The sequence below is a fragment of the Acidovorax sp. FHTAMBA genome, from assembly GCF_038958875.1.
Taxonomy (GTDB): domain Bacteria; phylum Pseudomonadota; class Gammaproteobacteria; order Burkholderiales; family Burkholderiaceae_C; genus Acidovorax.
The window spans coordinates 4,233,632-4,260,244 of record NZ_CP152407.1; the positions used below are offsets into that span (position 1 = coordinate 4,233,632).

Here is a 26,613-nt window from a genome sequence, read left to right on the forward strand (position 1 = left end):
GGACGTGCGAGCACCGCGCGTGCTGCTGCAACTATCGCGGCTGAGTGTTGGCGCCGATTCAAAATTGAGCCACCGTGCCGATTGAATTTTGAGCCAGGGCTAATGGCCAACCTGTGAAGGTCGGCTGTGGATAAGTGTAGTGCCTTGGGTCGGTTTTGGTCTCCTTGGTGATCGAGCTCGGTGGTCGTCCGTTGAGGGTAAGCCGCGCAGGGCGAAGCCCGTAGCGGCTTGCCCTTGAGCCGCTCAGAACGGCTCAGCCTTCTTGGCCTGTTCGCGTGCCTTGATGCGTTTCTTGGCCACGGCTGTGCTGTGCATGAACCTGTGGGACTCGTTGCCCGTCTCGACGATGTGGCAGTGGTGCGTGAGTCGATCCAGCAGTGCCGTGGTCATCTTGGCATCGCCGAACACGCTGGACCATTCCTTGAAGTCCAGGTTGGTGGTGATCATCACGCTGGTCTGCTCGTAGAGCTTGCTCAGCAGGTGGAACAGCAAGGCGCCGCCTGCCTGGCTGAAGGGCAGGTAGCCCAGCTCATCAAGGATGACCAGGTCCATGCGCTGCAAGCTCGCTGCGATGCGGCCTGCCTTGCCTTGGGCCTTCTCCTGCTCCAGTGCGTTGACCAGGTCCACCGTGGAGTAAAACCGCACGCGTGAGCCATGGCGCGTGATGCCCGCCACGCCGATGGCCGTGGCCAGATGCGTCTTGCCCGTGCCGGGGCCACCCACCAGCACCACGTTGTGCGCCTGCTCGGTGAACGCCATGCTGGCCAACTGCTCGATGAGCTTTTTGTCCACGGGCGAGCATTCGAAGTCGAAGCCCGCCAGGTCGCGGTGCACGGGGAACTTCGCCGTGTGCATCTGGTAGCTCACTGAGCGCATGGCTCTGTCCGTGACTTCCGCTTGCAGCAGGTGCTCCAGCAGCCAGCGCGAGCTCTCCAGCGTGGCGTGGCCGCCTTGCTTGACCAGGTCCTCCCAGGCCCCGGCCATGCCGTACAGGCGCAGCTCTTTGAACTCCTTGTCCAGCTCACGCATGATCGGCCTCCTGCATGTCGCTGCCAGCGCGCAGGCTGTCATAGCGCGCCGTGTCGGCCAGGGGTGTCTGGCTCACTTGCAGGTTGGTCGCAACCGTCTCGGGCAGGGGCTGCGCTTGCAGGCGGCCGAGCACGTTGATGACGTGCTCGGTGCTCACCCGCCCCGATGGCGGCGCACTCTCCAGGGCCAACTCCACCGCCACCAGCACGGCGTCCAGCCCTTGCTTGGGCACCTCGGCCAGTACCTGCGCCATCACCCTGTCGCCCCCCTCCTGGTGCAGCAAGCCTTTGCGCATGCGCTGCAATGGCTCGGGCAGGTCTGCAAAGGGCGCGCCGTTGCGCAGCGCGCCCGGCTTGCGCTCGATCAGCGGCACGTAATGCTGCCAGTCGTAGCGGGTCTGGTTGCGATCGCTCAGGCGCTCGTGCGTGGCCACCATAGCATCGCCGGCCACCACCACGATCTGCGCCGGGTACAGGTGTGTGCTGACCATTTGCCCCGCCCATTCGCAGGGCACCGAGTAGCGGTTGCGCGCCACCGTCACCAGGCAGGTGCTGCTCACCTTGGCCGGGTTCTCAACATAGCCATCAAAGGCCACCGGCATCGGCATCAGGTGGCTTTGCTCCAGCTCCAGCATCTCGGCGATGCTGAACGCTTTGTGCTGCGGGTGGCGCAGCTCTCGCCACAGAGCCCGGCAGCGCTCGCCCAGCCACGCATTGAGCTCGGTAAAGCTGCCAAAGCGCCGTTGCCCCGCCTCCACCCAGATGCGACGGCGGCTGTCTTGCACATCCTTCTCCACGCGCCCCTTCTCCCAGCCGCTGGCACGGTTGCAAAAATCAGGGTCGAACAGATAGTGCGCGCACATGGCTGCAAAGCGCGCATTGACCACGCGGCCTTTGCCCTTCTTGACTTTGTCGACCGCCGTCTTCATGTTGTCGTAGATGCCACGGCGTGCCACGCCACCCAGCGCTGCAAAGCTGCGGGTGTGCGCATCGAACAGCATCTCGTGGCCTTGGCTGGGGTAGGCCACCAGCCAGAAGGCCCCACTGGCACACAGCTTCATGTGCGAGACCTGCATGCGGTAGTACACCCCGCCCACCAGCAAGCCGTCTTCGCTCCAGTCGAACTGGAAGGCCTCGCCAAGCTCGAAAGTCAATGGCACGAAGGCCTTGCAGGCCGCCTGTTGGCCTTCACCTTGGCGCCACTTGCGGATGAAGTCCGTCACCCGCGTGTAGCCACCTTCGTAGCCCGCTGCCTTGATCTGCGTGAACAAGGCCTTGGCCGTGCGCCGCTCCTTCTTGGGCCGCTTGGCATCGGCCTTCAAGGCTTGCTTGAGCTCCGCCTCGTGCGCCGACAGCTTGGTCGCCTTCGCCGCCTCCCGGCGGTACTTGGGCTCGACCGGCTGCGCCTCGTCCAGCCACTTGGCCACCGTGTTGCGCGACAGGCCCGTGGCCCTCGATATCTCCCGCTTCGTCTTCTTGTCCCGGCGGTGCATCCGCCGTATCTTGCCAATCATGTCCATGGTGATCACCCTCTTCATTCCCTTGCTGCACAAAACAGCAGGGTAGGTAAAACACCTGGCTCAGTTTTAGGTCGGCATCACACCAAAAAGTGGCTCAGTTTTCGGTCGGCGTCAACAGATCGGGGTGTCAAAGAGGGCTTCTTCCATCGCCAGATCCGACAAGGTAAACCACTGCTGCATGCAGTGGATGCGCAGCATGGTCTCCAGGGCAAAGGGTGGGCGGCCGTTCTTGCCCTCGGGGTAGTACGGGGCAATGACATCGATCAATGCAGCCCAGGGAACCACCCGATCCATCTGGACCAGCAGTTCCTGTTTGCGGGTCTTCTTGGTGCTCAGATTCAGGTCAAGGCTGCTTTGCTTCATGGCCTGTGAGGATGCCATTGCATGCTGACATGTACCAAACACTGCGGGGGGTTTTGCAGGATTTCCCTAGATGCTTGTTTACGACTTTAATTGCGTGTTTACGACTTTAATTACCCAGAATACCGACGATGGGCCGCTATCTCCTGCGCAGATATCGGTGCTTCAGGCAGTGGCCAATGAGGATCTGCCGAAGGGGGCAGTTGTTCGCATAAGCAGTCTTTTTGCTGGAGGATGACATGCCGAAAAAGCACACCACCAACCCTTTGCTGATAGCCCGCGTCGGCTGGAGCAATGGCTCCCAGACGGTAGTGTTGCCGCCCGGATTCAGGTTTGCCGATTCCGTCCGTGAGGTGTTCATCCGCCGCGATGGCGAGAGGCTGGTGTTGACCCCGCGTCCAACCGATTGGTCTGACTTCTTTGCTTCGGGGGTGAAGACCTCGGCCGACTTCATGGCGGTGCGCGAACGCTTGCCAAATTCAGGAACGTGTGGTTTGACGTCCAGCCTGTTGAGCCCGAGGTAGTGCGTGGATTCACGACTCCTTGTCGTTCATGCGTCCGTCCGAACCGCTTCCGGTGACAGGTACCCTTGGGGCTTTATCTACAGGCTGCAGAGCTATCTTTACGACCCACAGTGCATGAGTCAAATTTGTAGAAAATTCCCACAATCGAAAAATAATTGTTGAAATCTAATTTTTATACATGAAAAAGTCCATAACTTTAGTCAATTAAGGGTTTCGCAAGAACACCCCACCCACTCACTCCACCGTCACCGATTTCGCCAGGTTCCGGGGTTTGTCCACGTCGGTTCCGCGCGCGCACGCCGTGTGGTACGCCAGCAGCTGCAGCGGCACCACATGCAGCAGCGGGCTCAAGGGGCCGTAGTGCCCGGGCATGCGGATCACGTGGATGCCTTCGCTGCTTTCGATGCGGGTGTCGGCATCGGCCAGCACATACAGCACGCCGCCGCGGGCGCGCACTTCCTGCATGTTGCTCTTGAGCTTTTCCAGCAGCGCGTCGTTGGGCGCTACCGTCACCACCGGCATGGCGCTGGTCACCAAGGCCAGCGGGCCGTGCTTGAGCTCTCCGGCCGGGTAGGCCTCGGCGTGGATGTAGCTGATTTCCTTGAGTTTGAGCGCGCCTTCCAGTGCGATCGGGTAGTGCAGGCCCCGGCCCAGAAAGAGCGCGTTTTCCATGCGGGCAAAGTCTTCGGCCCAGCTGATGATTTGTGGCTCCAGCGCCAGCACGGCCTGCAGGGCCACGGGCAGGTGGCGCATGGCCTTGAGGTGGGCGGCTTCCTGCTCCTCGCTCAGGCGTCCCTTGCATTGCGCCAGCGCCAGCGTCAGCAAGAACAGGCCCGCCAGCTGCGTGGTGAAGGCCTTGGTGCTGGCCACGCCGATCTCCACGCCTGCGCGGGTGATGTAGGCCAGCTTGCATTCGCGCACCATGGCGCTGGTGGCCACGTTGCAGATGGTGAGCGTGTGCTGCATGCCCAACGATTGGGCGTGGCGCAGCGCGGCCAGGGTGTCAGCGGTCTCGCCAGACTGGCTGATGGTGACAACCAGGGTGCGTGGGTTGGGCACGCTGGTGCGGTAGCGGTATTCGCTGGCCACTTCGACCTGCGTGGGAATGCCCGCGATGTCTTCCAGCCAGTATTTGGCGGTGCAGCCGCTGTAGTAGCTGGTGCCGCAGGCCAGGATGAGCACGCTGTCGATTTCCTTGAACACCCGCCAGGCGGCGGCGCCAGGTTCGCCATGCTGGCCCGCGCCGTCAAACAGCTCGGGCACGATGCCGGCCACGCCTTCCAGCGTGTCGGCGATGGCGCGCGGTTGCTCGAAGATTTCCTTTTGCATGTAGTGGCGGTAGGGGCCCAGCTCGGCCGCGCCGCTGTGGGCCAGCACCGTGCGCACGGGGCGCTGTTCGGGCGTGAGTGCGGCACCGTCCTTGCGCACGATCCAGTAGCGGCCCAGCTGCAGGTCCACCAGGTCACCCTCTTCCAGATAAACGATCTGGTCGGTGACACCCGCCAGGGCCATGGCATCGCTGGCCAGAAAGTGCTCTGCGCCCCCGCTTCCCACCCCCAGGATCAGCGGCGAACCAGCGCGTGCACCCACCACGCGGTGCGGTTCGTCCTTGTGCATCACGGCGATGGCGTAGGCGCCATGCAGCTCGGCCACGGTGGCCTGCACGGCTTCAAACAGGTCGCCGCTGTAGTGGCTGTCCACCAGGTGGGCGATGACTTCGGTGTCGGTCTGGCTCACAAACACATAGCCGCGTGCCTGCAGCGCCCGGCGCAGTTCTTCGTGGTTTTCAATGATGCCGTTGTGCACCAAGGCTACTCGGCCTGCGCTTTGGGCCTGCGCGTCTGCGCCAGTGCCGTGGCTGAAGTGCGGGTGGGCGTTGTGCACGGCGGGCGCGCCATGGGTGGCCCAGCGGGTGTGGGCAATGCCGGTGGCACCGTCGATGTGTTCGGTGGTCACCTGCTCCAGCAGCTCAGCCACGCGGGCGGTGCTGCGGGCGCGCTGCAGGCCTGCCGGGCGCGCTGCATCGAGGCTGGAGGCATGTACCGCCACGCCGCAGGAGTCATAGCCCCGGTATTCAAGCCGCTGCAGGCCCTGGACGAGGATGGGAACGACGTTGCGCGTAGAGACCGCGCCGACGATGCCGCACATGGTGTTTGCCCTTGGGTTGGATTCGATGGGGCGGATCGTAAGCAGCATTGAGAAAAATTATCGATTGATATTTCAATGAAATTGAACTTAAATTTCACAAAACACAATGCATGAAATTTTTATTCAATTTATAGAAGATCATGGAATCCATATCACTCGACAGCACAGACTTGCAGCTGCTCAACCTGCTGCAAACCGACGCGGCGCAGAGCAACCAATCCCTGGCCGAACAGGTACATGTCTCCCCGCCCACCTGTCTGCGCCGCGTCAAGCGCCTGCACGATGCCGGTCTGATCGAGCGCCAGGTGGCCATCCTGCAGCCCGATCGGCTTGCGGCCATTCAGGGCCACGGGCTGGCCTGCATCGTCGAGGTGTCGCTGGACCGCCAAGGCGCCGAACAGCTTGACGCGTTCGAAGCCCGCGCCGTGGCCGACGACGCCGTGCAGCAATGCTGGCGCGTATCGCCCGGGCCGGACTTTGTGCTGGTGGTGCACACACGGGACATGCCGGGGTACCTGGCGCTGTCGCAGCGCCTGTTCACGGGCGATGCCAATGTGCGCAACGTGAAGGCCTTCTTTGCAACCCGCAGGGCAAAATTTGGTACAAAAGTGCCTCTAGCGCTTGATCATAAAGCGCAAGCAGCTATTTAATTCATAGCAAATGGTTGACAGCCCCTTTGCATGCCGTTGTCCCAGTCCTCTTGCCTTCCCGCCGCATCGGCATAGAGTGGTTGGACACACAGGAGCCACGCCGCATGGAGTTCAAGGACTACTACCAGACGCTGGGGGTCAGCCCCACCGCCACGGCCGACGAGATCAAGAAGGCCTACCGCAAGCTGGCGCGCAAATACCACCCCGACGTGAGCAAGGAGCCCGACGCCGTGGCGCGCATGACGGCGGTGAACGAGGCCAACGCCGTGCTCTCCGACCCGGAAAAACGCGCCGCCTACGACCGCCTTGCGCAAGAACCGCGCATGCAGCCGGGGCAGGACTTCCGCCCGCCCCCGCACTGGGATGCGGGGTTCGAGTTTTCGGACGGCGCGGGTGGTCCGGGTGGCGCTCCGGGCGACTACAGCGACTTCTTTGAACAGCTGTTTGGCCGTGCCGCCCGGGCGCGTGGCGCCGGGCGCAGCGAACACACCAGCGGAAGACCCCCCCCCACCCAGCGCGGCGCAGACCACCACGCCCGCATCGAGCTGGACCTGACCGACGCCTACCAGGGCGCCGAACGCACCCTCACGCTGCAAAGCGCGCACCAGGCCGATGACGGATCGCTGGTGCGCGACGAGCGCCATCTGGCCGTCAAGATCCCGCAGGGCGTGCGCGAAGGCCAGCTCATCCGCCTGGCTGGCCAGGGCAGCCCGGGCTGGGGTGGCGCACCGGCGGGCGATTTGTTTCTGGAGGTGCTGTTCAAGCCCGACCCGCGCTGGCGCGCGGAGGGCCGCGATGTCTACCAGCCGCTGGTGGTGGCCCCCTGGGAGGCAGCCCTGGGCGCCTCGGTCGAGGTGGGCACGCCGGGCGGCTCGGTCATCGAGGTGGCGGTGCCCGCAGGCTGGAAGGCGGGGCGCAAGCTGCGCCTCAAGGGCCGGGGCATCCCGGGCACACCACCGGGCGACCTCTATCTGGAACTGCACATGGCCCTGCCGCCGGCCACCACCGATGCCGAACGCGCTGCGTACGCCGCGCTGGCCCAGGCCTTTCCCCACTACAACCCGCGCGCTGCGCAAGGAGCCCAGCCATGAGCGCCCACTCCCCCACGCCCCCCGCAGAACTGCTCGACGATGGCAGCGCCGCCCTCACGCTGGACGCCCTGGCCCGCGCCTGCCGCATGGATGCCGACTGGGTGGCAGCGCGGCTGCAGGAGGGGTTGCTGCAGGCTGGCACCGAAGGCGACCGCTCGGCCTGGCGCTTCAGCGGGGCCACCGTGGTGCGCGCCCGGCGCATTGCCCACCTGGAACTCACCTTCGACGCCGATCCGCACCTGGCGGCGCTCACGGCCGACCTGATCGAAGAAGTCACGGCCCTGCGCCAGCAGCTGCGGCACCTGAAAGGCCGTTGAACGCAACTGGACACGGCGAACACGGCGAACACCGTGGAGCCGCGCGGCAGAACACATGGTCATTTCGTGCTGGCATCGCCCCACGGGGGCATGTAAGCTCCCCCCAGCCCTTCGCGAGCCCGCCCCCACCGGAGCGCAGCACCGGCGGCACCACCCCAACTCTCCATGCCCACACCCCGCCGCCAGATGCCCCGCCGTATCTACCCCCTGCGCATTCTGGGCATGGGGCTCGGTGGCATGGTGGTGGGCGTGGTGCTGTGGGAGCGCCACGCCAGCGCCGCCGCGTGGGCGGCCATGGTGCTGCCCGCGTTTGTGTGGCCGCACGTGGCCTACCTGATCACGCGGCGCAGCAAAGACCCGTACCGCGCCGAAACCCGCAACCTGCTTATCGACTCCGCCATGGCGGCGAGCTTTGTGCCGCTGATGCACTTCAACCTGCTGCCCAGCGTGCTGCTGGTCACGCTGACCCTGGTGGACAAGATCACCACCGGCATCCGCGGGCTCTGGGCACGCTCGATCCCGGCCATGCTGGGCGGAGGGCTGGTGGGCATGCTGCTGGCGGGCCTGCACTGGGCGCCCGACACCTCCATGCGCGTCATCGTGGCGTGCCTGCCCGTGATGGCACTGCACACGATCTCGGTCAGCGTCGTGAGCTACCAGCTCATCCGCAAGACGGCCCACCAGAACCAGCTGCTGGATGAGCTGCGGCGCGTGGACGCGCTCACCGGACTTTTCGTGCGTGGCCACTGGCAGGAACAGGCCGAGGCTGCACTGCGCCGCCACCACACCACCAACGAGCCCGCCTGCATGCTGATGCTGGACATTGACCATTTCAAGCAGATCAACGACCAGCATGGCCACACGGTGGGCGACGAGGTGATCCGCGCACTGGCCCATGTGGTGCGCGGCAACGTGCGCGCGGGCGACTGCGCGGGGCGCTATGGCGGCGATGAATTTGCCATCGTGCTGCCCGGCATGCAGGCCAGGGACGCACTGGCCCTTGCCCACCGCATCCGCGAGCAGACCGAGGGCGTGCGCCTGCGCAGCCTGCCTGACGTACGCATCACCAGCAGCATTGGCGTGGCCCCGGCCGACCACCGCCACAGCAACCTGCGCGCCTGGATCGACGCGGCCGACGCCGCACTGTATGTCGCCAAGAACGGCGGGCGCAACCGCGTGGCGGGCAGCATCGAACCCGCCCTGGCGCCTGCGGTGTAACACACCTGCCGAGGGGGCCGCGCCCCCGAAAAATATATAGAAAAAGTGGCTCTCTTCCGTTTCGGGTGGAACGCTACAGTTCAAATAAATCCCTTGACACCCGTTAAACAGGAGCCATCCCGATGCAAGAAGCACTGTTTTGTCAGGCATTGGGGCTGGCCGCCCCCTGGGCGGTAGAGCGTGTTGCACTGGACTTGGAGCGCAGCCGTATCGACCTGTACGTGGTCTGGCAATCAGGCCATGCAACCTGCCCCGTTTGCGAAGCTGCCCAGCAGAAGCTGCATGACCACCGCCAGCGCAGCTGGCGGCATCTGGATTTCTTTCAGTTTGAAGCCTACGTGCACTGCGCGCTGCCTCGGGTGTCGTGTAGCGCCTGCGGATCTACTGCCCAGCTGAACGTGCCCTGGGCGCGAGAGGGCAGCCGCTTTACGCTCATGTTCGAGGCCTTGGCCCTCACGCTGGCCCGCGAGATGCCGGTGGCCGCGTGTGGGCGCATTCTGCGCTGCGCGGACAACGCCTTGTGGCGCCAGATCGATGCCCATGTCAGCTTGGCACGGGCCAAGGAGAGCTATGCGGATGTGGCGGTCATTGGCATCGATGAGACCAGCTGCGCCAAAGGCCACAGCTACATCACCCTGGTGCACGACCTGCAGCGGGCGCGCCTGATCTACGCCACGCCCGGCAAGGATGCCAGCACGGTGCAAAGGTTTACCGAGGACTTCAAGAGCCACCAAGGTCAGACGCAGGCCATCCAGGTGGTGTGCATGGACATGTCCAAGGCCTTCATCGCAGGTGTTGGCCAGCACTTGCCCCAGGCGGCCATTGCCTTCGACGGATTCCATGTGGTGCAGATGGCCAACCGGGCAGTGGACGCTGTGCGGCGCGAAGAGGCCAGGGGCGAACGCTGGCTCAAGAAGACCCGCTGGTGCTGGCTCAAAGACAAAGCCAAGTGGACGGACAAAGAGCAGGCCAACATGGATTGGCTGCCCCACACCCGATTGAAGACCGCCAGGGCGTGGCGGATGAAGGAAGGGCTGCGCGATATCTACAGGGATTCACACGCAGATGCAGCTCGCAGTGCGCAGGCCCTCAAGAAATGGCTGCACTGGGCGCAACGCAGCCGCCTGCAGCCATTCAAGGAATTGGCCAAGACAATCAAGCAACACTGGGCAGGAATACTCAAAGCGTTTGATGCCTCCCATCTGCATACTGGCTATGTGGAGGCGGTGAACTCGCTACTGCAAGCGAGCAAGGCCAAGGCGCGTGGCTATGCAACCACCGAGCACTTCGTAGCCATGGCGTTCCTGATCGCTGGCAAGCTCACTCACTTGCCGGGCAATCCTTTGCAAAAGGCAAGGGCCTGACCATGGTCCCGGTGGGGGATGTGGGGTTCCACCCGAAACGGAAGAGAGCCGAAAAAGTGCCTGTAGCGCTTATCCAGCAAGCGCGAACAGCTATATTTTTAGCAGCAACTTGAAGCGCTGTTCAAGCCGGCCAGCCCACCCGCACCGTACAGCCCCCGCCCGGCACCGCGGTGGCACGGATCTGCGCCCCATGGCGCTGCGCAATCGCGCGGCACAGCGCCAGGCCGGTGCCCACACCGTCAAACTCGGTCTCTCGGTGCAGGCGCTGGAACACGCCGAACAGGCTACCCGCGCGCGCCGGGTCAAAACCCACGCCGTTGTCCTGCACGGTAAAGGCGATCTGCCCCGCAGGTGCCGCATCGGCCTGCACCGTGATGCACGCCTGCGCCACCGGCCGGGTGAACTTGAGGGCATTGCCCAGCAGTTGCACCAGCAGCTCCTGCAGCAGTGTGGGGTCGGCCTGCAGCGTGGGCAGGTCTGACGCAATGCGCCACTCCACGCCCCGCCCGGCCTCGGCAGCGGCCAGCGCGGCGCGCGCCTGCACAACGGCGTCGGCCAGCGGCACGGCCTGCAGATGCAGCGGCGTGCGGCTGGCGCGCACCAGGGCCTGCAGGCCGTCGATCATGAGCCCCATGCGCCGGGCCGACTGGTCCATGGTGGCCAGAAAACCCAGCGCCTCCTGCACCTCGGCGCCCTGCGCCACCTCGGGCGGCAAGTCGCCCAGCACCTCGCGCACCAGCGTGCCGTACGACGTGACGTGCCGCAGCGGCGCGCGCAGGTCGTGCGACACGGCGCGCAAGAACTCCTCCTGCGCAGCGGCCATGTCGGCCACCTGCTGCTGGCTGCGGGCCAGCTCGGCGCGCAGTTGCTCGACCTCGGCAGGGCTTGCGGGCTGCGTCATGGCTGCATCACGCCTTGGGCAACTTGGCAGGGCGGTGCCAGTTTTCTTTGGTGATCTGCTTGCCCCGCGCCACGCTGAGCGCACCGGGCGGCGTGCTCTTGCTGATGGTGCTGCCACCACCCACCGTGCCGCCTGCACCAATGGTCACGGGCGCCACCAGCACGCAGTTGCTGCCGATGTGCACGTCGGCCTCGATCACGGTGCGGTGCTTGTTGGCGCCGTCGTAGTTGGCGGTGATGCTGCCTGCGCCGTAGTTCACGCGCTCGCCCACCGTGGCATCGCCCAGGTAGGCCAGGTGGTTGGCCTTGGCGCCGTCAGCCAGGGTGGAATTTTTCACTTCCACAAAGTTGCCGATGTGCACCTCGCGGCCCAGTTGCGCGCCGGGGCGCAGGCGGGCAAAGGGGCCGATCAGCGCGCCCTCGCCCACGGTGGCTCCCGCCTTTTCGCCGTCGATGTGCGTGAAGGGGTGGATCACGGCGCCGGGCGCGATGCGCGCGTTGGCAATGCAGCAGTTGGCGCCGATGGTGACGCCCTCGCCCAGCTCCACGCGGCCAGTGAAAACGCAGTTCACGTCGATCTCCACGTCCTGCCCGCACACCAGTTCGCCGCGCACGCCGGTGCGGGTGTCGTCGCGCACATCAAAGCGCGCCGGGTCGGCCAGGCGCACGCCCTGCTCCATCAGGCTGCGCGCTGTGCGCAGCTGGTGCGCGCGCTCCAGCTCGGCCAGCTGCAGCGGGCTGTTGACGCCCGCCACCTGCAGCGCATCGGTGATGCGGTGGGCCACCACGGGCACGCCGCCCTGCACGGCCATGGCGACGATGTCGGTCAGGTAGTACTCGCCCTGGGCGTTGTGGTTGGTCAGCCGCGCCAGCCAGGGCGTGAGCAGGCGCGCGGGCACGGCCATGATGCCGCTGTAGACCTCGGTGATGGCGCGCTGGGCGTCGGTGGCGTCCTTGTGTTCGACGATGCCTTGCACGGCGCCGTCGGCATTGCGCACGATGCGGCCGTAGCCGGTGGGGTCGGGCAGGGTCACCGTCAGCAGGGCCAGCTTGCCACCTTCGCCGGCAGCCACCAGGGCGCGCAGCGTGTCGGCCTGGGTCAGCGGCACATCGCCCGACAGCACCACCACCGTGCCATCTTCGCGCAGGTGCGGCACAGCCTGCTGCACGGCGTGGCCGGTGCCCAGTTGCGGCTCCTGCCGGGCAAATTTCAGGTCAAAACCGGCTCCAGCGCTTGCTGCACCTGCGCAAGCAGCTTCTACTTCTGTAGCACCGTGGCCCGTGATGACGATGGCGCTGCGCGCCTGCAGGTGCGCCGCCTGGTCCAGCACATGGTGCAGCAGCGGGCGCCCGGCCAGGCGCTGCAGCACTTTGGGGATGCGGCTTTTCATGCGCGTGCCCTTGCCGGCCGCCATGATGAGGATGTCGAGTGAGGTCATGAAAATGAGGGTTGGGGTGCGCAACAAAGCCCGGCGCGCGGGCATGGAGAGGATTATGGGCTTGCGCCCGCAGGGTGCAAGACGCTATTCAAACCATAGCTGCTAGCGCTTGATCCATAAGCGCTGGGGCTCAGTTAGCCCATATTTCTACCGCCACCGCGCGGCTACAGCAGCGGCATGAGCCGGGGCGGTGTGTCGTAGTACTCGGCAATGCGCGCCAGCGCGCGCGTGTTCAGCAGGCGCAGGCGCCCGTTCTTGAGCTCGTGCAGACCCAGCAGGGCCAGGCGCCGCAGCGTCTTGTTGGTGTGCACCAGCGACAACCCCAGCGCATCGGCAATGTGCTGCTGGTTGAGCGGGAACGCCACCGCGCCGTCCTCCACCAGCCCGATGCGGTCGAGCCGGCGGTACAGGTGCATGAGCAGCATGGCCACGCGCTCGGTGGCGTTGCGGCGGCCGGTGGTGAGCAGGTTTTCGTCCAGGTGGCCTTCCTCGTGCGCCGCCAGCCAGGTGATGTCGTAGCCCAGGCGCGGGTGCTCGCGAAACAGCGCCCACAGGCTGTCGTTTTCAAACACGCACAGCGAGCAGTCCGTCAGCGCCTCGATGCCGTGGGTGGACACCTCGCCAAACTCCTGCTGCAGCCCCACCAGATCGCCGGGCAGCAGAAAATTCAGGATCTGGCGGCGCCCGTCGCTCAGCGTCTTGTAACGGAATGCCCAGCCTGAATACAGGGTGAAGAGTTTGGCGTTGGGCTCGCTCTCGCGCACCAGCGCACCCCCGGCCTGCACGGCCATCGTGTCTTTGCGAAAACCCTCGATGAACGCCAGAACCTCGGGCTTCACGGGCGTGAAGGCGCCGGTTTTTCTGAGCCTGCACGCATCGCAGGATGGCGGGCAGGTGTGGGGCGGCAAAGTGGCGTTCATGGTGCGCGATTCTAGGCACGCAAGCGCCTTGCTCACATCTGGTAACAACATTGCAGCGCCAGTGCGGGCACGATGGCGGGCCGTATGTCTTTTGACATTGCGCAACCCCTGTGGGCCCCCTACATTGGGCCGCACCTATGAAAATTTGCACTGCCCTGTATGAGGTTCTCTATGTGAGCACCCTCGCGCCCGACCAGCCCCTGAGCGTGGTGGCCGAGATTGCCGGGCGCGCGCGCCAGGTGAACGCGGAGCTGGATGTGACAGGACTGCTGATTTTCGACGGCCAGCGCTTTTGCCAGCAACTCGAAGGCCCGCAAAAGGCCGTGCTCAAGCTCATTGAGCGCATCCGCAACGACCCGCGCCATATCAACGTCGAAGTCATCCACCACGGCCCGCTGGCGGGGCGGCGGTTTCAACAGTTCAGCCTGGCCTTCAGCACCGTGGAAGACGTGGATGCGCTGGCGCGCATGGAGCAGTTGGACGGCGATGCGGCCATTGCCGCGTTCGAGACCGTGCGGGGCGAGCTGATGCTCTGACCTGGCTGATCGGGGTGCTGTGCGAGGACTCACGCCAGCCACCTGGCGCACCCGTCCACTCACTATCAAAAAAATAGCTGCTCGCGCTTGATGGTAGAGCGCTAGCAGCCATTTTGACTAAAAATACTGTCCCCATCGGGGTGGCCGGGCCGGCCCCCCGCCCGCCCAGGTCAGGCGCAGCAGGCGTCGCCCCAGGCGGGTGCGCCGTTGCCCACGGACGCGCGGCGCCACCACGATGCAGGGCGGGCACCGGCGGCATCGCCGTCCACCCAGCGGTATTGCAGGCGGCGGCCGCCCAGGGGCTCGACCACCACCGATTGGCCTGCAGCCACCGGCACCGACTGACCGGCGCACAGGATGAGGTCATCGCGCTCGCCGTTGCCCAGCGTGACCCAGGCCTGGCCCTCGGCCACACGCAGCACCATGGCCGCCTTGGGCACCAGGGTCGCCGCAGCGCCTGCCGCGACGGTGCCGGTGGCGCTGGAAGATGCACCCAAAGCGCGGGAAGGCGCGAAGGAAAACAGTGGGAAAGTGTGAGTGGTTGTCATGGTGAACTCCGGGTAAACCCTAATAAGACCGTATGGTGCGCGGGTTGCAGAACAACGTCCAATGAAAAGCACGGCACCCATTGATGCCTTTTCTGCATGACAGCCTCAAACAGGCCTGCGATGCAGGGGTGCTGCTATCCGATAGAGAGCAAAACGCACGGCACCGGCCGCCAGTCGCCCGCCCGCGCCGGCCACATCCAGCGCTGCCGATCCCACGGCCCGCCCGCCCAGGCCCAGCGCCCGGAGCAGGTCCCGCAGAGGCTGTACCACGCCGCATTCCCAGTCGCAGGCCGCAGTGCGGGTGACGCAGGTGGCGGGCAGGCTGGCCGGCGGCACATCCCAGCGGAACGCCATGGCGTCGGCACGCCCGGGCGGGCTCCAGGCCTCCAGCACCACATGCTGCCCGGGCGCAATGGCCAGCTCGTCGCCAGCGCGCAGCACGTGGTCCACCCCGGTGCCCGGGCATCCCGCACCGGGGCCTTGCACCGTCACCCAGGCCCGCCCGCAGGCAATGGCGAGCACGCCCGACGCGGCCGGGTGCAGCGACAGGGCACGGCCCGCGCCCAGCGTCCAGCTGCCGGCCGCAGATCGGCCAGCGCTGGAGGCGGGCACGGATTGTTGCGATTCCAGAACGGGGCGGTGCGACATGACGGGCTCCTTGGCGTGGTTGAAAGCGAGTACGGTGAATGAATGGTGCCGTTTGCGCCACACACAGTCCAATGAAAACGCGCTACGCTATTCATTCCGTCAACGCATGAATCACGCTCAGCAGGAATGCCGCCATGACCTCTGCCGAATACTCCCCCGCCGTCTTGCGCACCCGGCCCGTGGCCACCGGCCACTGGCGTGCCTTTCTGGCCGTGGCCAAGCACCTGAACTTTCGCGCCGCCGCCGATGAGCTGGCGCTGACGCAATCTGCCGTGAGCCGCCAGATCCAGGCGCTGGAAGAAGAAGTGGGCGTGCCCCTGTTTTTGCGCCACACCCGCGCGGTGGAGCTGACGAGCGCGGGCGCGCAGTTGCAGCGCGCCGTGGGTCCGGCGCTGGAGCGCATGGACGCCGCCGTGCGCCTGGTGCGCCAGACGGCCGGGCGCCGCAGCGTGGCCATTACCACCTGGGCCAGTTTTGCGTCGATGTGGCTGATCCCGCGCATGGAGGAGTTCCAGCGCGACAACCCGGGCATCGACATCCGCATTGATGCAAGCGACGCGCAGGTCGATCTGGACACCTCGGACGTGGACCTGGCCCTGCGCTACGCCATGCCGGGCGGCGCCACCCAGGGGGGCGTGCGCCTGTTTGGCGAGCAACTGGCCGTGGTGGCCAGCCCCTGGCTGCTCAAGAGCGGCAAGCCGCTGCGCACCCCGGCCGATGTGGCGCAGTTCACCCTGATCGAGGCCGGCGACGCCCACCGCACGCACTATCTGGAGTACCTGAGCTGGCGCCGCTGGTTCGACAGCCGCGACCTGGCCAAGCTGCAGCCCCAGCGCTGGCTGTACTTCAACTACGCCCACCAGATCGTGCAGGCCGCGCTGGCCGGCCAGGGCCTGGCACTGGCGCGCATGCCACTGATTGCCGATGCCCTGGCGGCAGGCGACCTGGTGGAGGTGCTGCCCGGCCACCGCATCGACTCGCCCCTGGCCTACTGGCTCATGGTGGGGCCGCGCAGCGCGCAACGGCCGGAGATCAAGGCGTTTTGCGCCTGGTTGCAGGTGCAGGCCGAGGCCACCCGCCAGGCGATTGGCGATGTGCCCGATCCGGATTTGAACGACAACCTGGACGGCGCATGAAAAAAGCGCTGGACCCCAAGGCCTCAGCGCTTTCAAATTGATAGCTGCCAGCGCTTATCCATCAAGCGGTAGCGGCCAATTTCATATCAAAATCATGACAGGGTGACCCGCGCAAACTTGCGCTTGCCCACCTGCACCACGTAGGTACCCGCTTCGAGCTTCAGGCCCTTGTCGCTGACCACGCTGCCCTCCACGCGCACGCCGCCGCCGTCGATCAGGCGATTGGCCTCGCTGCCGGACGGCGCCAGGTTGGCCTGCTTGAGCAGCGCACCAATGCCCAGCGGCGCGCCCGACAGGGACAGTTCCGGGATCTCATCCGGCACCCCGCCCTTGCTGCGGTTGATGAAGTCCTGCTCGGCCGCATCGGCCGCGGCGGCACTGTGGAACCGTGTGGTGATCTCCTTGGCCAGCATCACCTTGGCGTCCTTGGGGTTGCGCCCGCTGGCGATCTCGGCCTTGAGCGCGGCGATGTCGGCCAGGCTCTTGAACGACAGCAGCGTGTACCAGTCCCACATCAGGGTGTCGCTGATCGACAGCACCTTGGCAAACATGGTGTTGGCGTCTTCGGTGATGCCGATGTAGTTGTTCTTGGACTTGGACATCTTGTCCACGCCGTCCAGGCCCACCAGCAGCGGCATGGTGAGCACACACTGCGGCTCCTGGCCGTATTCCTGCTGCAGGTGGCGGCCCATGAGCAGGTTGAACTTCTGGTCGGTGCCGCCCAGCTCCAGATCGCTCTTGAGCGCCACCGAGTCGTAACCCTGCATCAGCGGGTACAGAAACTCGTGTACCGAGATCGACTGGCCGGTGGTGAAGCGCTTGTGAAAGTCATCGCGCTCCATCATGCGCGCCACGGTGTAGCGGGAAGCCAGTTGAATCATGCCGCTCGCACCCAGGGGCTCGCTCCACTCGCTGTTGTAGCGGATCTCGGTCCTGGCCGGGTCCAGCACCATGCTGGCCTGCTTGTAATAAGTCTCGGCATTCACCTTGATCTGCTCGGGCGTGAGCGGCGGGCGCGTGCTGTTGCGGCCGGACGGGTCGCCGATCAGGCTGGTGAAGTCGCCGATCAGGAAGATCACCTGGTGGCCCAGATCTTGCAACTGCCGCATCTTGTTCAACACCACCGTGTGGCCGATGTGGATGTCCGGCGCGGTAGGGTCGAGCCCCAGCTTGATGCGCAGCGGCTGCCCCGTGGCCTCAGAGCGCACCAGCTTCTTGACCCATTCGTCCTGTGGCAGCAGCTCCTGCACACCGCGCAGAGAAATTTCAAGGGCCCGTCCTACACCATCAGAGACCGGGGTTGTTGTAACAGCAGATTGATTCATAAGGGTTTTTTTGGATGTCTAGACAGCATGCACCGCTATACTTCAGCCCACATTGCGTAAGGCGGATTCTAGTAGGCCCGCTGTTTCGACCTGTTTTTCACCATTCTGTCGAATGCTTGCAGCCTGACAGTCTGTGCTCCAGGCCCCTTCCCGTACCTGTGACGGGTGCGCGTCCTGGAACCACACTCACCCTGGGGATAGACCTTTGATTCACGGCTTGACCACCGCCAGCTCGGCTTTGCTTGACCGGCTGTCCCGCACGATCCAACAACATCCCAAACGCATCACCGCCGCCGTCGCAGCCATCCTGCTGACGGGTGGTGGGGGCGCATTCGCTGTGGCGTCTTTTGCGCCCGACCCGGCCGAGCTGCCGGTGCGCATGGTGACCTACCCCGTTGAATCGCTGGCAGAAAACCTCGTGCTGGGGGAACTGGAAGCGCCGGGTTTTTCGCTGTTCCGCTCCGAGCAGGTGCGCAGCAGCGACACCCCTGAATCGCTGCTTCAGCGCCTGGGCGTGGCCGACCCGGCCGCTGCCGCCTTCATGCGCAGTGACACTCCTGTCCGACAAAATGTGCTCGGCCGCACGGGCCGCATCGTTTCGGCAGAAACCACCGATGACCACCGCCTGACCCGCCTGACCGTGCGCTGGGTGCCCGATGACAGCGGCGACTTCCGGCGTCTCGTGGTGGAGCGTGTGGGCGACAAGTTCAGTTCGCGCATCGAAACCGCCAAGCTGACCACCAGCAGCCGTCTGGCCGGCGGCATCATCCACAGCTCGCTGTTTGCTGCGACCGACGCGTCCAACATCCCCGACGCCGTAGCCGTCCAGATGGCCGAACTTTTCTCCGGCAACATCGATTTCCGTCGCGCCCTGCGCAAGGGTGACCGTTTCTCGGTGGTGTATGAAACCCGCGAGGCAGATGGCGAGCCCTTGTCCAGCGGCCGGGTGCTGAGTGCCGAGTTCCTGAACAACGGCAAGAAGCACGAAGCCATCTGGTTCCAGGAACCCGGTGCCGCCAAGGGTGCCTACTACACCCTCGACGGCGAGAGCATGCGCCGCGCCTATCTGACATCGCCCGTGGAGTTCTCGCGCGTGACCAGCGGCTTCAAGATGCGGATGCACCCCATCCTGAAAACATGGCGCGCCCACCTGGGCACCGATTTCGCGGCCCCCACCGGCACGCCCGTACGTACCGTGGGCGATGGCGTGGTGGAGTTCGCAGGCGTGCAGAACGGCTTCGGCAATGTGGTCTTCGTCAAGCACCGCAACCAGCACGTGACTGTGTACGCCCACCTCAGCCGCATCGATGTGCGCCAGGGCCAATCGGTGGAACAGGGCGAGACACTGGGCGCCGTGGGTGCCACCGGCTGGGCCACAGGGCCCCACCTGCACTTCGAGTTCCGGGTGAACGGCGTCCACCAGGACCCGCAGACCATCGTGGCCCAGAGTGAGGCAGCAGCCCCCGTCTCGGCCGCTGCGCGCCCGGCATTCGACCGTCTGGCCTCCAGCATGCGCATCCAGCTCTCGGCAGCTGCGCTGATCGAGCAAGCCAGCGCGGAGTGAAGTGAAGCCCCCCCTGAGCCGCTTCGCGCCTTCCCCCCACGGGCGGACGCCGCCAGCGCACGCAAGCGAAGCGCCGCCTACGCGGCGCGGCGGCCCTTGCGCGGCAGCCACTGGCCTCGGCCGCGCCGCTTGCCTGGGCTTCAGGGCCCCTGGACCTAAGGCTCTTCCGTCCACGCCTTCACAGTCCACACGGCTCCTGTGAGCGCATCCGAGCTGTACATCGGCCTGATGTCGGGCACCTCGCTCGATGGCATCGACGGTGTGCTGGCCGATTTTTCTGGCTCGCACTGCGTCGTCACCCACCATGCCAGCGCGCCCTTCGCGCCCGAACTGCGGGCCGAACTGATGGCCCTCAACACTTCGGGCACTGACGAATTGCACCGCGCCGCGCTGGCAGGCAACGCCCTGTCGCGGGCCTACGCGCAGATTGTGCAAACGCTACTCAAGCGTAGCGGGCAGCCAGCATCCTCCATCCGCGCCATCGGCGCCCATGGGCAGACGGTGCGCCACCGCCCCCAGGAATTTGACGGCACGGGCTATACCCTGCAGCTGGGCAACCCAGCCCTGCTGGCTGAGCGCACCGGCATCACCGTGGTGGCCGATTTCCGCAGCCGTGACGTGGCGGCAGGTGGACAGGGTGCACCCTTGGTGCCAGCGTTTCACCAAGGGGTTTTTGGCCGCGCGGGTGAAACCGTGCTGGTGCTCAACATCGGCGGCATCTCCAATCTCAGCGTGCTGGGCGCCGACGGCAGCGTGCTGGGCTTTGACTGCGGCCCCGGCAACGCGCTGATGGACTACTGGTGCCAACGGCATACCGGCCAGGCCTTCGATGCGGGGGGGGCATGGGCCGCCACGGGTCAGGTACTGCCAGCCTTGCTGGCATCGTTGCTGGATGAGCCGTTTTTGCACAAGCCACCCCCCAAGAGCACGGGGCGCGATCTGTTCAACCCTGCGTGGCTTGCCCGCCACCTGCAGCGTTTTGGTGCAGCAAACCCGGCGGACGTGCAAGCCACATTGACGGAATATACCGCCAGCGCTTGCTCCATAAGCGCCAAAAGCTACAAAATACATAGCAACTACATGGCAGTGTGCGGCGGAGGTGCCCTCAACACCCATCTCATGGCAAGGTTGCAGGCCGCCTGCCCCGGCATCCGGGTGGTTCCCACTGATGCGCTGGGCCTGCCCGCACTGCAGGTGGAGGCGGCAGCTTTTGCCTGGCTGGCCCACCGGACGGTGCATGGGCTTTCCGGAAATCTGGCCAGCGTGACCGGCGCCGCAGGCGCCCGGGTGCTGGGCGCCGTTTACCCGGCCTGAAAAACAAAAGCCGCCCCTGGGGGCGGCAAATGCAATGCACTGGCACGGCGAGCGGCTTAAACCGCCCGGCTCAGCGAAGACCCATCTCAGGCAGAAAAGCTGGAACCACAACCGCAGGTGGTCGTGGCGTTCGGGTTCTTGATGACGAACTGGGCGCCCTGCAGGTCTTCCTTGTAGTCGATCTCTGCACCCACCAGGTACTGATAACTCATGGCATCGATCAACAGCGACACACCATTCTTGGTCATGGTGGTGTCGTCTTCGTTGGTGATTTCATCAAACGTGAAACCATACTGAAAACCCGAGCAACCGCCGCCTTGCACAAAAACGCGCAGCTTCAGGTCTGGGTTGCCCTCTTCGGCAATCAGGTCCGCCACCTTGGCCGCCGCACTGTCCGTGAACAGGATGGGGGCAGGCATTTCGGTCTGGATGTTTTCAGCAACAGCGCTCATGAGGTACTCCGGGTTCAATGTTTGCAGTGAATAGTACTGCACACCGCTCGGGAATTCAGATCACTGGCCGTTTGACGCTAACTTCAGTGGGGGCTTTTCCTCCACCAGCACCGCCACAGGACACATCTGCCCAGCGATCGTCGCGCCCTGGTGCATCTCCAGCGCCTTGTAATGCACGTTGCCGGTGATCTTCGCCTTGGGTTGCAGCTCCAGCAACTCGGCGGCATGCACAGGCCCCATGACCTGGCCGTTGATGATCACGTGGTCCGCATGCACCGCCCCCTCCACCCGCGCCGTCTCGGAGATCACGAGGATGCTGGGCTGCTCCGAACCCGCACGGATGTCCCCTACCACCTCGCCATCAATGCGCATGCCCTCGGCAAAGTGCACATCGCCCTCGATCCGGGTGCCCTGGGCGATCAGGCTTTTGATCGGTGGCTGCTTTTTTCGGGAAAACATGGGATGAGAACTCCTCAAAGTGCGCGGTTTGGTACCGGGCACACGAATACAGAATGGCGCGGAAGGCTGCAGTTGCCTCAGGCACCGTTGAGAGGGCTGCTGGCGCCCGAATTGCAGCGCCCTCGATTTCCCCCGCACCCGCGTTCACAGGTCAATCGAGGGGCATGGCCTGAACGGCTCGAACCGTCGTACCTTCCAGCACGCGGGCCGTCACGGTTTTTACCACGACGCCGGGTGGCAAATCGAGAACGCCATCAATACGCCGGTACTGGCGCACTTGCAGCGGCTGTCCCTGCGCGGGGCGGGTCTGGGTCCAGGGCGACCCGTCCTGTGTGCCCGTGAGCACCAACTCCAGCCGTCCATTGAACTCCGGGGCATTGCGGGCGGCCTGGATCACCAGCACCTGCCAGCGCAGTTGCATTCCTCCCAGCACCTCGGCCTGCAAGCTGCGAATGGACAAGCCTTCCGCCCTGGCGGCCGGGATCAGCTTCTCAAAGAATCCAAGATCCTCCCGCAACGCCCGGTTGTCCGCCTCGAGCTGGCGGACCTGCGCCATCAGACTCTCCTTGACGGCACGTTCGGCCACCAGCAAGCTCTCCGCCGTGTGTGCCACCGTCTGCTGCTCCTGGCCTTCCGCGCGCAAACGTTCCAGCTCCGAGCGCAACTGGAGCATCTCGTCACGGGACACCGTGTCCAGCCCGGCAATGGACCTCCCGAACTCGAAAGCCCACAGTGCGACGGCAGCACAGAAGCCGAAAACCACTGCCAGCGCCAGCCAGCGCAATGGCCAGGGCAGCGCACTGCGTATGGCCACGCGCGGGGCGCTGATGGTCAGCCGGCGGCGGAGCAGGCGAAAGCGCATAGGGTCAACTGGCGATTCATCGGGCAAACCATCTCTGTAAAAACCGCACCATAAACGAAAAAACCGCCCGGAGGCGGTTTTTCCCGGCAAAGCACGCTGTACAGAGCAGGGTGCTTTGCAGCGGATGCTGCCCGGGGGCAACATCCTGCAGTGCCACGCTTTAACGCTTGGAGAACTGCTTGGCGCGGCGTGCAGAGTGCAGACCGACCTTCTTACGCTCGACTTCACGGGCATCACGCGTCACGAAGCCAGCTTGGCTCAGGACGGGCTTCAACGATGCGTCGTAGTCGATCAGAGCGCGGGTGATACCGTGGCGCGCAGCGCCGGCCTGGCCGGACTCACCACCACCGTGCACGTTGATCTGGATGTCGAAGGTTTCGACATGGTTGGTCAACGCCAGGGGTTGCTTGGCAATCATGATCGAGGTTTCGCGGCCGAAGTAGGACTGGATGTCCTTGCCGTTCACCGTGATCTTGCCGGAGCCTTTTTTCAGAAACACGCGGGCGACGCTGGACTTGCGACGGCCGGTGCCATTGTTCCATTCACCAATCATCTCAAGGCTCCTTAGATTTCCAGCACTTTGGGCTGCTGGGCGGTGTGGGGATGCTCGGCACCGCCATACACCTTGAGTTTCTTGATCATCGCGTAGCCAAGGGGGCCCTTGGGCAGCATGCCCTTGACAGCCTTTTCCAGCGCGCGGCCGGGGTGCTTAGCTTGCATGTCGCGGAAGTTCGTGGCCGTGATACCGCCGGGGTAACCCGAGTGGCGGTAGTACACCTTGTCCAAGGACTTGGTGCCGGTGACCTTGAGCTGGGCGGCGTTGATGATGACGATGAAGTCACCGGTATCGACGTGAGGCGTGTAAATGGCCTTGTGTTTGCCGCGCAAACGGAGAGCAACTTCGCTGGCTACTCGTCCGAGGACCTTGTCGGTCGCGTCAATCACAAACCACTCGTGCACAACCTCAGCGGGCTTTGCGCTGAAAGTAGTAGTCATGAGTTTTCTCTTGGAAAGAGGGTTTGGCGGGTCCTTTTCCACGGTCGGTGCTTCTCTGAAGGAAGCCTCTTAGGTGGCGTGAAAGCCTTCGCCGCGGGACCACAAAAGCGCTGCGAAGCCCGCGATTATACGAATTTGGCTGCCCACTGTGCAAGTTCAGGAACAGAAGGTGCCACACAAAGCATTTCAAAAGCCCTTTCAGTTGGTCGCCTGGCGACGTTTTTGTTCTTCAGCTTCGTAACGGCGGCGGTTTTCCACACAGATCGGCTGGCTGGCCTGGGATGGCTTCTGACATTCCTGGTGAATGCACATGGGGCGCGCCAGAAAACTTGCATCCGCACAGACTTGCTGAGGGCTGGGTGCACGCGGTGGCGCGGGGCGCGGTTTTGGCTCGGGCACAACAACCGGCGGGGGTGGGGGAGCCGGCTCGTCCTGCACCACCACCACGGGCGCCGCACGGCGGGCCGTGCGGGGGGCCGCACGGGGAGCGGACGCCACTACCGATGCCTGCGCCGGGACAGAGGCCGCAGCCGCAGGCTCGCTCGCCACGGTGTCGGCCACCAAGGCGGCAGACGCACTCACCACCGGATCTGCGGGGGGCACAACAGTTGCCACCTCTGCAGAGGCCGGTGCAGCGGGCGATTCTGCGATCTCCGTGATGATGTCGTCCCGGGGAGCCTTGGTGCTTTGGGCCCAGCGCAGTCCGGCCGCGGAGGCCACAACGGCAAAAACCGCAACGCCCAGCCACACCAGCAGGGGCGTCCGCCGCCCCGCTTTCACAGCCTTGCTGGACGGCCGACCACTCTCACGCTCCGGTTTGCGCGCCCGATGAACAGACGCCTTGCCTGCAGATGGCCCGTCTTTGCCATCCCCGGCAGGGTCGTCAAAGCGCGAGTCATCGATCGCAACCGTGTCGCCAGCGTCAATGAAGACCGTATCCCCCGCTTCCATGTTGACGGTGTCTGGCCCTTCCATCATCACCGTGTCGGCACCGAGATCTGCTGCCTCCGGAGCCCGCAGCCTGTGAGCACCCTCACGCAGAGAGTCATCTCCCGACACCCTCTGAACGGGCACATGGATCCCCGACACCGCACTGGCGGCAGATGTCACGTCCACTGTGGGAGTCACCAGCCCAGGGCCAGGCTGATCAGCAGGCTCCACCCAGATATCCCCCAGCTCGCTGCGAAAATCGAAGGTCTCTGTGCCCTCCGGCGCTGAGCTCATGTCCATGAGCTGCAAGAACGCGTCGATGCTTTGCGGCCGGTCTTCGGGTTTGAGCGACAGCGACTGGGCGATCGCTGCCACAAAAGCAGCGGAATACTCCACCCCAAACTGGCGCTTGACGGTTCTTGCCACGCGCGAAAACGACACCATGCGGTCCCGGATGGAGCGCAACGTGGCAGGCAGCGGCGTGTCGTTGCACAGGCAGCCGTGCACTACTGCGGCCAGGGAATAGAGGTCGCTCCATGGGCCCTGCCGCAGATCTTCATCGCCATCGGAGTACTGCTCGATGGGCGCATAGTTGACCTTGAGGACGGCGGTGTGTTTTCGGTCCTGATCGTTGATGGCATGGCGGGCAGCGCCCAGATCCAGCAGCACCGGGGGACCGTTGTCCTGCAGAAAAATGTTGTCGGGCGAGATGTCCCGGTGCAGCGTTTTGCCATCATGCAACACACGCAGCGCGCTCAGGACCGACCACAGCACCTTGCGCAGCCAGATTTCCGGTGGGGGCGTGCGCATCTGGGCACGGGCCTGCTTGAAGGTCATTCCGCTGTAAAGCGGCATGACCATGTAAGCGGTGTTGTTTGCCTCCCAGAAGCGGAACACCTTCACCAGCGAGGGGTGGTCAAACTGCGCCAGCAGGCGCGCCTCGCCCACAAACGAGGCCAATCCGGCTTGAAAGGTGTGCTGGTCCGACGACGATCGGACCCACAGCGACTGCCCCTGTGCCCGACCCGCCAGTGCCGAAGGCATGTATTCCTTGATCGCCACCGCCCTGTGCAACGAATGGTCGAACGCCTTGTAGACCATGCCAAACCCGCCCACTCCGAGGAGGGCCAGGATCTCGAATTCAGCAAGGCGAGTGCCCGGTGGCAGCGCATCGACATGGCTGACACCGTTGGCAGGGGCTGGACTGAGACTTGCGTTCATGGTGAAAAGGCCGTGGCGTACGTGCTTGCTTCGACGGAGGGCTGTGTGCATTCAGGCGCCAAGGCCCGGCAGTCGCGATCATGATGCATGCCAGACGGTGTAACAGATACAAAAGGCTTCCTGTCTGCCAAAAACATCACGCGCCCTGGTCAGAGAAGCCCCGATTGTGCCGCGCCCAAGGTACTGGCACCACCCGGGGCGGCCATGCCCCAGAGCGCAGTCGTTACCATAGGGCCATGTTCAGTTATCGCCACGCCTTCCACGCAGGCAACCATGCCGATGTGCTCAAGCACACCGTTTTGATCGCCGCCCTGCAACACCTCACCGAGAAAGACGCGGCCCTTACCGTGCTGGACACCCATGCGGGCGCGGGTCTCTACCGGCTCGACGGCGACTATGCGAGCACCAGCGGCGAAGCCGCAGACGGCATCGCGCGCCTGTTGGCACCGACGACACCAGCCCTCACGCCGGCGCTGCAGGCGTATGTGGACATGGTGCGTGACTTCAACCAGGGCAGCGCGCTACGGGTTTACCCGGGCTCCCCGTTCATCATCCAGCGCCTGTTGCGCGACCACGACAAGCTCAAGCTGTTTGAACTGCACCCTACCGACCTGCGTGCCCTGGCAGGCAACGTGGCCCAGCTCGAAGCGGGCCGCCAGGTGGCCGTGCTGCACGAAGACGGATTCGAGGGAATCAAGAAGTTTTTACCTCCACCGGCCCGCCGCGCTTTGGTGCTGTGCGATCCCAGCTATGAAATCAAGAGCGACTACGCCAAGGTGCTGGACATGGCGGCCGATTCGCTCAAGCGCTTTGCCACGGGCACCTATGCATTCTGGTACCCCATCATCCCCCGCCCCGAAGCCCACGACCTCCCCCGGCGCCTGAAGACCCTGGCCACCAAGGCGGGCAAAGGCTGGCTGCACGCCACGCTCACTGTCAAATCCAGCAAGATCACAGAAACGGCTGCGGGCGACGTCAAGCGGCCCGGCCTGCCCGCCAGTGGCATGTTCCTGATCAACCCGCCCTTCACTCTGAAGGCGGCACTGAAAACCGCTCTGCCCCAAATGGCGGAGATGCTGGCGCAGGACAAACACGCCACACACACGCTGGAATCTGGCGGCTGAACCGCCACAAAAGCCTGGT

At 64.7% G+C, this 26,613-nt stretch carries 26 protein-coding genes and 1 pseudogene; 11 read left to right on the forward strand and 16 right to left on the reverse strand.

Going from position 1 to position 26,613, the window contains the following annotated elements:
• Nucleotides 1–243: 243 nt before the first annotated feature.
• The 3 genes and pseudogenes from istB to AAFF19_RS19765 form a co-directional block, all read right to left on the reverse strand.
• Nucleotides 244–1,029 (reverse strand): IS21-like element helper ATPase IstB, encoded by a 786-nt coding sequence (istB, locus tag AAFF19_RS19755; protein WP_024815605.1) that lies wholly within the window; start codon nucleotides 1,027–1,029, stop codon nucleotides 244–246.
• Nucleotides 1,022–2,548, reverse strand: a complete 1,527-nt coding sequence (gene istA / locus AAFF19_RS19760; RefSeq protein ID WP_056637686.1) for an IS21 family transposase — start codon at nucleotides 2,546–2,548, stop codon at nucleotides 1,022–1,024. Before istA ends, istB begins: the two co-directional genes overlap by 8 nt.
• A gap of 117 nt (nucleotides 2,549–2,665) precedes the next feature.
• Nucleotides 2,666–2,911: pseudogene (locus AAFF19_RS19765) on the reverse strand (transposase); the annotation flags it as partial.
• 236 nt (nucleotides 2,912–3,147) lie between these two features.
• Here AAFF19_RS19765 and AAFF19_RS19770 point away from each other — a divergent pair.
• Nucleotides 3,148–3,432 carry a hypothetical protein gene (locus tag AAFF19_RS19770; protein WP_056638830.1) on the forward strand — a complete coding sequence of 95 codons (285 nt, stop codon included), beginning with the start codon at nucleotides 3,148–3,150 and terminating at the stop codon, nucleotides 3,430–3,432.
• A gap of 234 nt (nucleotides 3,433–3,666) precedes the next feature.
• Here the strand turns inward: AAFF19_RS19770 and glmS are convergent, their stop codons facing one another.
• Nucleotides 3,667–5,580, reverse strand: coding sequence for a glutamine--fructose-6-phosphate transaminase (isomerizing) (gene glmS / locus AAFF19_RS19775; protein ID WP_342720844.1), 1,914 nt, complete (start codon nucleotides 5,578–5,580; stop codon nucleotides 3,667–3,669).
• Nucleotides 5,581–5,720: 140 nt separating this feature from the next.
• Between glmS and AAFF19_RS19780 the strand changes: the two genes are divergently transcribed.
• The 5 genes from AAFF19_RS19780 (at nucleotide 5,721) to AAFF19_RS19800 (ending at nucleotide 10,220) form a co-directional block, all read left to right on the forward strand.
• Entirely contained in the window at nucleotides 5,721–6,230 is a 510-nt protein-coding gene (locus tag AAFF19_RS19780; protein WP_121508515.1) for an Lrp/AsnC family transcriptional regulator, read from the forward strand.
• Between the two features lie 104 nt (nucleotides 6,231–6,334).
• The gene (locus AAFF19_RS19785) at nucleotides 6,335–7,321 is read left to right on the forward strand and encodes a DnaJ C-terminal domain-containing protein (protein WP_342720845.1); all 987 of its coding nucleotides are present in this window, start codon (nucleotides 6,335–6,337) and stop codon (nucleotides 7,319–7,321) included.
• A complete protein-coding gene (locus AAFF19_RS19790) occupies nucleotides 7,318–7,638 on the forward strand; it encodes a MerR family transcriptional regulator (protein ID WP_342720846.1) in 321 nt (106 codons plus the stop codon). The genes AAFF19_RS19785 and AAFF19_RS19790 overlap by 4 nt, the downstream gene beginning before the upstream one ends.
• A gap of 165 nt (nucleotides 7,639–7,803) precedes the next feature.
• Nucleotides 7,804–8,856: a diguanylate cyclase AdrA gene (locus AAFF19_RS19795; RefSeq protein WP_008907222.1), complete on the forward strand. Its 1,053-nt coding sequence runs from the start codon at nucleotides 7,804–7,806 to the stop codon at nucleotides 8,854–8,856.
• 122 nt (nucleotides 8,857–8,978) lie between these two features.
• Nucleotides 8,979–10,220 carry an ISL3 family transposase gene (locus AAFF19_RS19800; protein ID WP_342720847.1) on the forward strand — a complete coding sequence of 414 codons (1,242 nt, stop codon included), beginning with the start codon at nucleotides 8,979–8,981 and terminating at the stop codon, nucleotides 10,218–10,220.
• A 121-nt stretch (nucleotides 10,221–10,341) separates the two neighbouring features.
• Here the strand turns inward: AAFF19_RS19800 and AAFF19_RS19805 are convergent, their stop codons facing one another.
• From AAFF19_RS19805 to AAFF19_RS19815, 3 genes are all read right to left on the reverse strand, one after another.
• Nucleotides 10,342–11,121, reverse strand: coding sequence for an ATP-binding protein (locus AAFF19_RS19805; RefSeq protein WP_342720848.1), 780 nt, complete (start codon nucleotides 11,119–11,121; stop codon nucleotides 10,342–10,344).
• Nucleotides 11,122–11,128: 7 nt separating this feature from the next.
• Nucleotides 11,129–12,559, reverse strand: a complete 1,431-nt coding sequence (gene glmU / locus AAFF19_RS19810) for a bifunctional UDP-N-acetylglucosamine diphosphorylase/glucosamine-1-phosphate N-acetyltransferase GlmU (protein ID WP_342720849.1) — start codon at nucleotides 12,557–12,559, stop codon at nucleotides 11,129–11,131.
• 164 nt (nucleotides 12,560–12,723) lie between these two features.
• Nucleotides 12,724–13,479, reverse strand: a complete 756-nt coding sequence (locus tag AAFF19_RS19815; RefSeq protein WP_342720850.1) for a Crp/Fnr family transcriptional regulator — start codon at nucleotides 13,477–13,479, stop codon at nucleotides 12,724–12,726.
• A 137-nt stretch (nucleotides 13,480–13,616) separates the two neighbouring features.
• On the opposite strand from AAFF19_RS19815, the gene AAFF19_RS19820 reads away from it, so the two are divergent.
• Nucleotides 13,617–14,015, forward strand: a complete 399-nt coding sequence (locus AAFF19_RS19820) for a BLUF domain-containing protein (protein WP_008907226.1) — start codon at nucleotides 13,617–13,619, stop codon at nucleotides 14,013–14,015.
• Between the two features lie 170 nt (nucleotides 14,016–14,185).
• Here the strand turns inward: AAFF19_RS19820 and AAFF19_RS19825 are convergent, their stop codons facing one another.
• Nucleotides 14,186–14,563 carry a DUF2917 domain-containing protein gene (locus tag AAFF19_RS19825; RefSeq protein WP_182120428.1) on the reverse strand — a complete coding sequence of 126 codons (378 nt, stop codon included), beginning with the start codon at nucleotides 14,561–14,563 and terminating at the stop codon, nucleotides 14,186–14,188.
• 105 nt (nucleotides 14,564–14,668) lie between these two features.
• Entirely contained in the window at nucleotides 14,669–15,211 is a 543-nt protein-coding gene (locus AAFF19_RS19830) for a DUF2917 domain-containing protein (RefSeq protein WP_342720851.1), read from the reverse strand.
• Nucleotides 15,212–15,345: 134 nt separating this feature from the next.
• Between AAFF19_RS19830 and AAFF19_RS19835 the strand changes: the two genes are divergently transcribed.
• Nucleotides 15,346–16,347, forward strand: a complete 1,002-nt coding sequence (locus AAFF19_RS19835; protein ID WP_342720852.1) for a LysR substrate-binding domain-containing protein — start codon at nucleotides 15,346–15,348, stop codon at nucleotides 16,345–16,347.
• Between the two features lie 92 nt (nucleotides 16,348–16,439).
• Here AAFF19_RS19835 and tyrS read toward each other — a convergent pair whose 3' ends face one another.
• Complete coding sequence (gene tyrS / locus AAFF19_RS19840) at nucleotides 16,440–17,672, reverse strand: tyrosine--tRNA ligase (RefSeq protein WP_342720853.1); 1,233 nt, start codon at nucleotides 17,670–17,672, stop codon at nucleotides 16,440–16,442.
• 205 nt (nucleotides 17,673–17,877) lie between these two features.
• Between tyrS and AAFF19_RS19845 the strand changes: the two genes are divergently transcribed.
• The gene (locus AAFF19_RS19845; RefSeq protein WP_034695914.1) at nucleotides 17,878–19,236 is read left to right on the forward strand and encodes a M23 family metallopeptidase; all 1,359 of its coding nucleotides are present in this window, start codon (nucleotides 17,878–17,880) and stop codon (nucleotides 19,234–19,236) included.
• Nucleotides 19,237–19,434: 198 nt separating this feature from the next.
• On the forward strand, nucleotides 19,435–20,550 hold the full coding sequence (locus tag AAFF19_RS19850; RefSeq protein ID WP_342720854.1) for an anhydro-N-acetylmuramic acid kinase: 1,116 nt from the start codon (nucleotides 19,435–19,437) through the stop codon (nucleotides 20,548–20,550).
• An 86-nt stretch (nucleotides 20,551–20,636) separates the two neighbouring features.
• Here AAFF19_RS19850 and erpA read toward each other — a convergent pair whose 3' ends face one another.
• The 6 genes from erpA to AAFF19_RS19880 form a co-directional block, all read right to left on the reverse strand.
• The gene (gene erpA / locus AAFF19_RS19855) at nucleotides 20,637–21,002 is read right to left on the reverse strand and encodes an iron-sulfur cluster insertion protein ErpA (RefSeq protein ID WP_008907234.1); all 366 of its coding nucleotides are present in this window, start codon (nucleotides 21,000–21,002) and stop codon (nucleotides 20,637–20,639) included.
• A 60-nt stretch (nucleotides 21,003–21,062) separates the two neighbouring features.
• Complete coding sequence (locus AAFF19_RS19860) at nucleotides 21,063–21,461, reverse strand: polymer-forming cytoskeletal protein (protein WP_008907235.1); 399 nt, start codon at nucleotides 21,459–21,461, stop codon at nucleotides 21,063–21,065.
• 151 nt (nucleotides 21,462–21,612) lie between these two features.
• Nucleotides 21,613–22,323 carry a DUF6776 family protein gene (locus tag AAFF19_RS19865; protein ID WP_008907236.1) on the reverse strand — a complete coding sequence of 237 codons (711 nt, stop codon included), beginning with the start codon at nucleotides 22,321–22,323 and terminating at the stop codon, nucleotides 21,613–21,615.
• Nucleotides 22,324–22,483: 160 nt separating this feature from the next.
• Nucleotides 22,484–22,876, reverse strand: a complete 393-nt coding sequence (gene rpsI, locus AAFF19_RS19870; RefSeq protein ID WP_005798582.1) for a 30S ribosomal protein S9 — start codon at nucleotides 22,874–22,876, stop codon at nucleotides 22,484–22,486.
• 11 nt (nucleotides 22,877–22,887) lie between these two features.
• Nucleotides 22,888–23,319, reverse strand: coding sequence for a 50S ribosomal protein L13 (gene rplM / locus AAFF19_RS19875; RefSeq protein WP_008907237.1), 432 nt, complete (start codon nucleotides 23,317–23,319; stop codon nucleotides 22,888–22,890).
• Nucleotides 23,320–23,517: 198 nt separating this feature from the next.
• Nucleotides 23,518–25,470: a serine/threonine-protein kinase gene (locus AAFF19_RS19880; protein ID WP_342720855.1), complete on the reverse strand. Its 1,953-nt coding sequence runs from the start codon at nucleotides 25,468–25,470 to the stop codon at nucleotides 23,518–23,520.
• Between the two features lie 236 nt (nucleotides 25,471–25,706).
• Here AAFF19_RS19880 and rlmJ point away from each other — a divergent pair, with 236 nt between their 5' ends.
• The gene (gene rlmJ / locus AAFF19_RS19885; protein ID WP_342720856.1) at nucleotides 25,707–26,594 is read left to right on the forward strand and encodes a 23S rRNA (adenine(2030)-N(6))-methyltransferase RlmJ; all 888 of its coding nucleotides are present in this window, start codon (nucleotides 25,707–25,709) and stop codon (nucleotides 26,592–26,594) included.
• The last annotated feature ends 19 nt before the right edge of the window (nucleotides 26,595–26,613 follow it).

Bases quoted from the DNA above. Each gene is read 5' to 3' on its own strand.
- istB (WP_024815605.1), bottom strand. From the start codon at position 1,029: ATGCGTGAGCTGGACAAGGAGTTCAAAGAGCTGCGCCTGTACGGCATG.
- istA (WP_056637686.1), bottom strand. From the start codon at position 2,548: ATGGACATGATTGGCAAGATACGGCGGATGCACCGCCGGGACAAGAAG.
- AAFF19_RS19770 (WP_056638830.1), top strand. From the start codon at position 3,148: ATGCCGAAAAAGCACACCACCAACCCTTTGCTGATAGCCCGCGTCGGC.
- glmS (WP_342720844.1), bottom strand. From the start codon at position 5,580: ATGTGCGGCATCGTCGGCGCGGTCTCTACGCGCAACGTCGTTCCCATC.
- AAFF19_RS19780 (WP_121508515.1), top strand. From the start codon at position 5,721: ATGGAATCCATATCACTCGACAGCACAGACTTGCAGCTGCTCAACCTG.
- AAFF19_RS19785 (WP_342720845.1), top strand. From the start codon at position 6,335: ATGGAGTTCAAGGACTACTACCAGACGCTGGGGGTCAGCCCCACCGCC.
- AAFF19_RS19790 (WP_342720846.1), top strand. From the start codon at position 7,318: ATGAGCGCCCACTCCCCCACGCCCCCCGCAGAACTGCTCGACGATGGC.
- AAFF19_RS19795 (WP_008907222.1), top strand. From the start codon at position 7,804: ATGCCCACACCCCGCCGCCAGATGCCCCGCCGTATCTACCCCCTGCGC.
- AAFF19_RS19800 (WP_342720847.1), top strand. From the start codon at position 8,979: ATGCAAGAAGCACTGTTTTGTCAGGCATTGGGGCTGGCCGCCCCCTGG.
- AAFF19_RS19805 (WP_342720848.1), bottom strand. From the start codon at position 11,121: ATGACGCAGCCCGCAAGCCCTGCCGAGGTCGAGCAACTGCGCGCCGAG.
- glmU (WP_342720849.1), bottom strand. From the start codon at position 12,559: ATGACCTCACTCGACATCCTCATCATGGCGGCCGGCAAGGGCACGCGC.
- AAFF19_RS19815 (WP_342720850.1), bottom strand. From the start codon at position 13,479: ATGAACGCCACTTTGCCGCCCCACACCTGCCCGCCATCCTGCGATGCG.
- AAFF19_RS19820 (WP_008907226.1), top strand. From the start codon at position 13,617: ATGAAAATTTGCACTGCCCTGTATGAGGTTCTCTATGTGAGCACCCTC.
- AAFF19_RS19825 (WP_182120428.1), bottom strand. From the start codon at position 14,563: ATGACAACCACTCACACTTTCCCACTGTTTTCCTTCGCGCCTTCCCGC.
- AAFF19_RS19830 (WP_342720851.1), bottom strand. From the start codon at position 15,211: ATGTCGCACCGCCCCGTTCTGGAATCGCAACAATCCGTGCCCGCCTCC.
- AAFF19_RS19835 (WP_342720852.1), top strand. From the start codon at position 15,346: ATGACCTCTGCCGAATACTCCCCCGCCGTCTTGCGCACCCGGCCCGTG.
- tyrS (WP_342720853.1), bottom strand. From the start codon at position 17,672: ATGAATCAATCTGCTGTTACAACAACCCCGGTCTCTGATGGTGTAGGA.
- erpA (WP_008907234.1), bottom strand. From the start codon at position 21,002: ATGAGCGCTGTTGCTGAAAACATCCAGACCGAAATGCCTGCCCCCATC.
- AAFF19_RS19860 (WP_008907235.1), bottom strand. From the start codon at position 21,461: ATGTTTTCCCGAAAAAAGCAGCCACCGATCAAAAGCCTGATCGCCCAG.
- AAFF19_RS19865 (WP_008907236.1), bottom strand. From the start codon at position 22,323: ATGCGCTTTCGCCTGCTCCGCCGCCGGCTGACCATCAGCGCCCCGCGC.
- rpsI (WP_005798582.1), bottom strand. From the start codon at position 22,876: ATGATTGGTGAATGGAACAATGGCACCGGCCGTCGCAAGTCCAGCGTC.
- rplM (WP_008907237.1), bottom strand. From the start codon at position 23,319: ATGACTACTACTTTCAGCGCAAAGCCCGCTGAGGTTGTGCACGAGTGG.
- AAFF19_RS19880 (WP_342720855.1), bottom strand. From the start codon at position 25,470: ATGAACGCAAGTCTCAGTCCAGCCCCTGCCAACGGTGTCAGCCATGTC.
- rlmJ (WP_342720856.1), top strand. From the start codon at position 25,707: ATGTTCAGTTATCGCCACGCCTTCCACGCAGGCAACCATGCCGATGTG.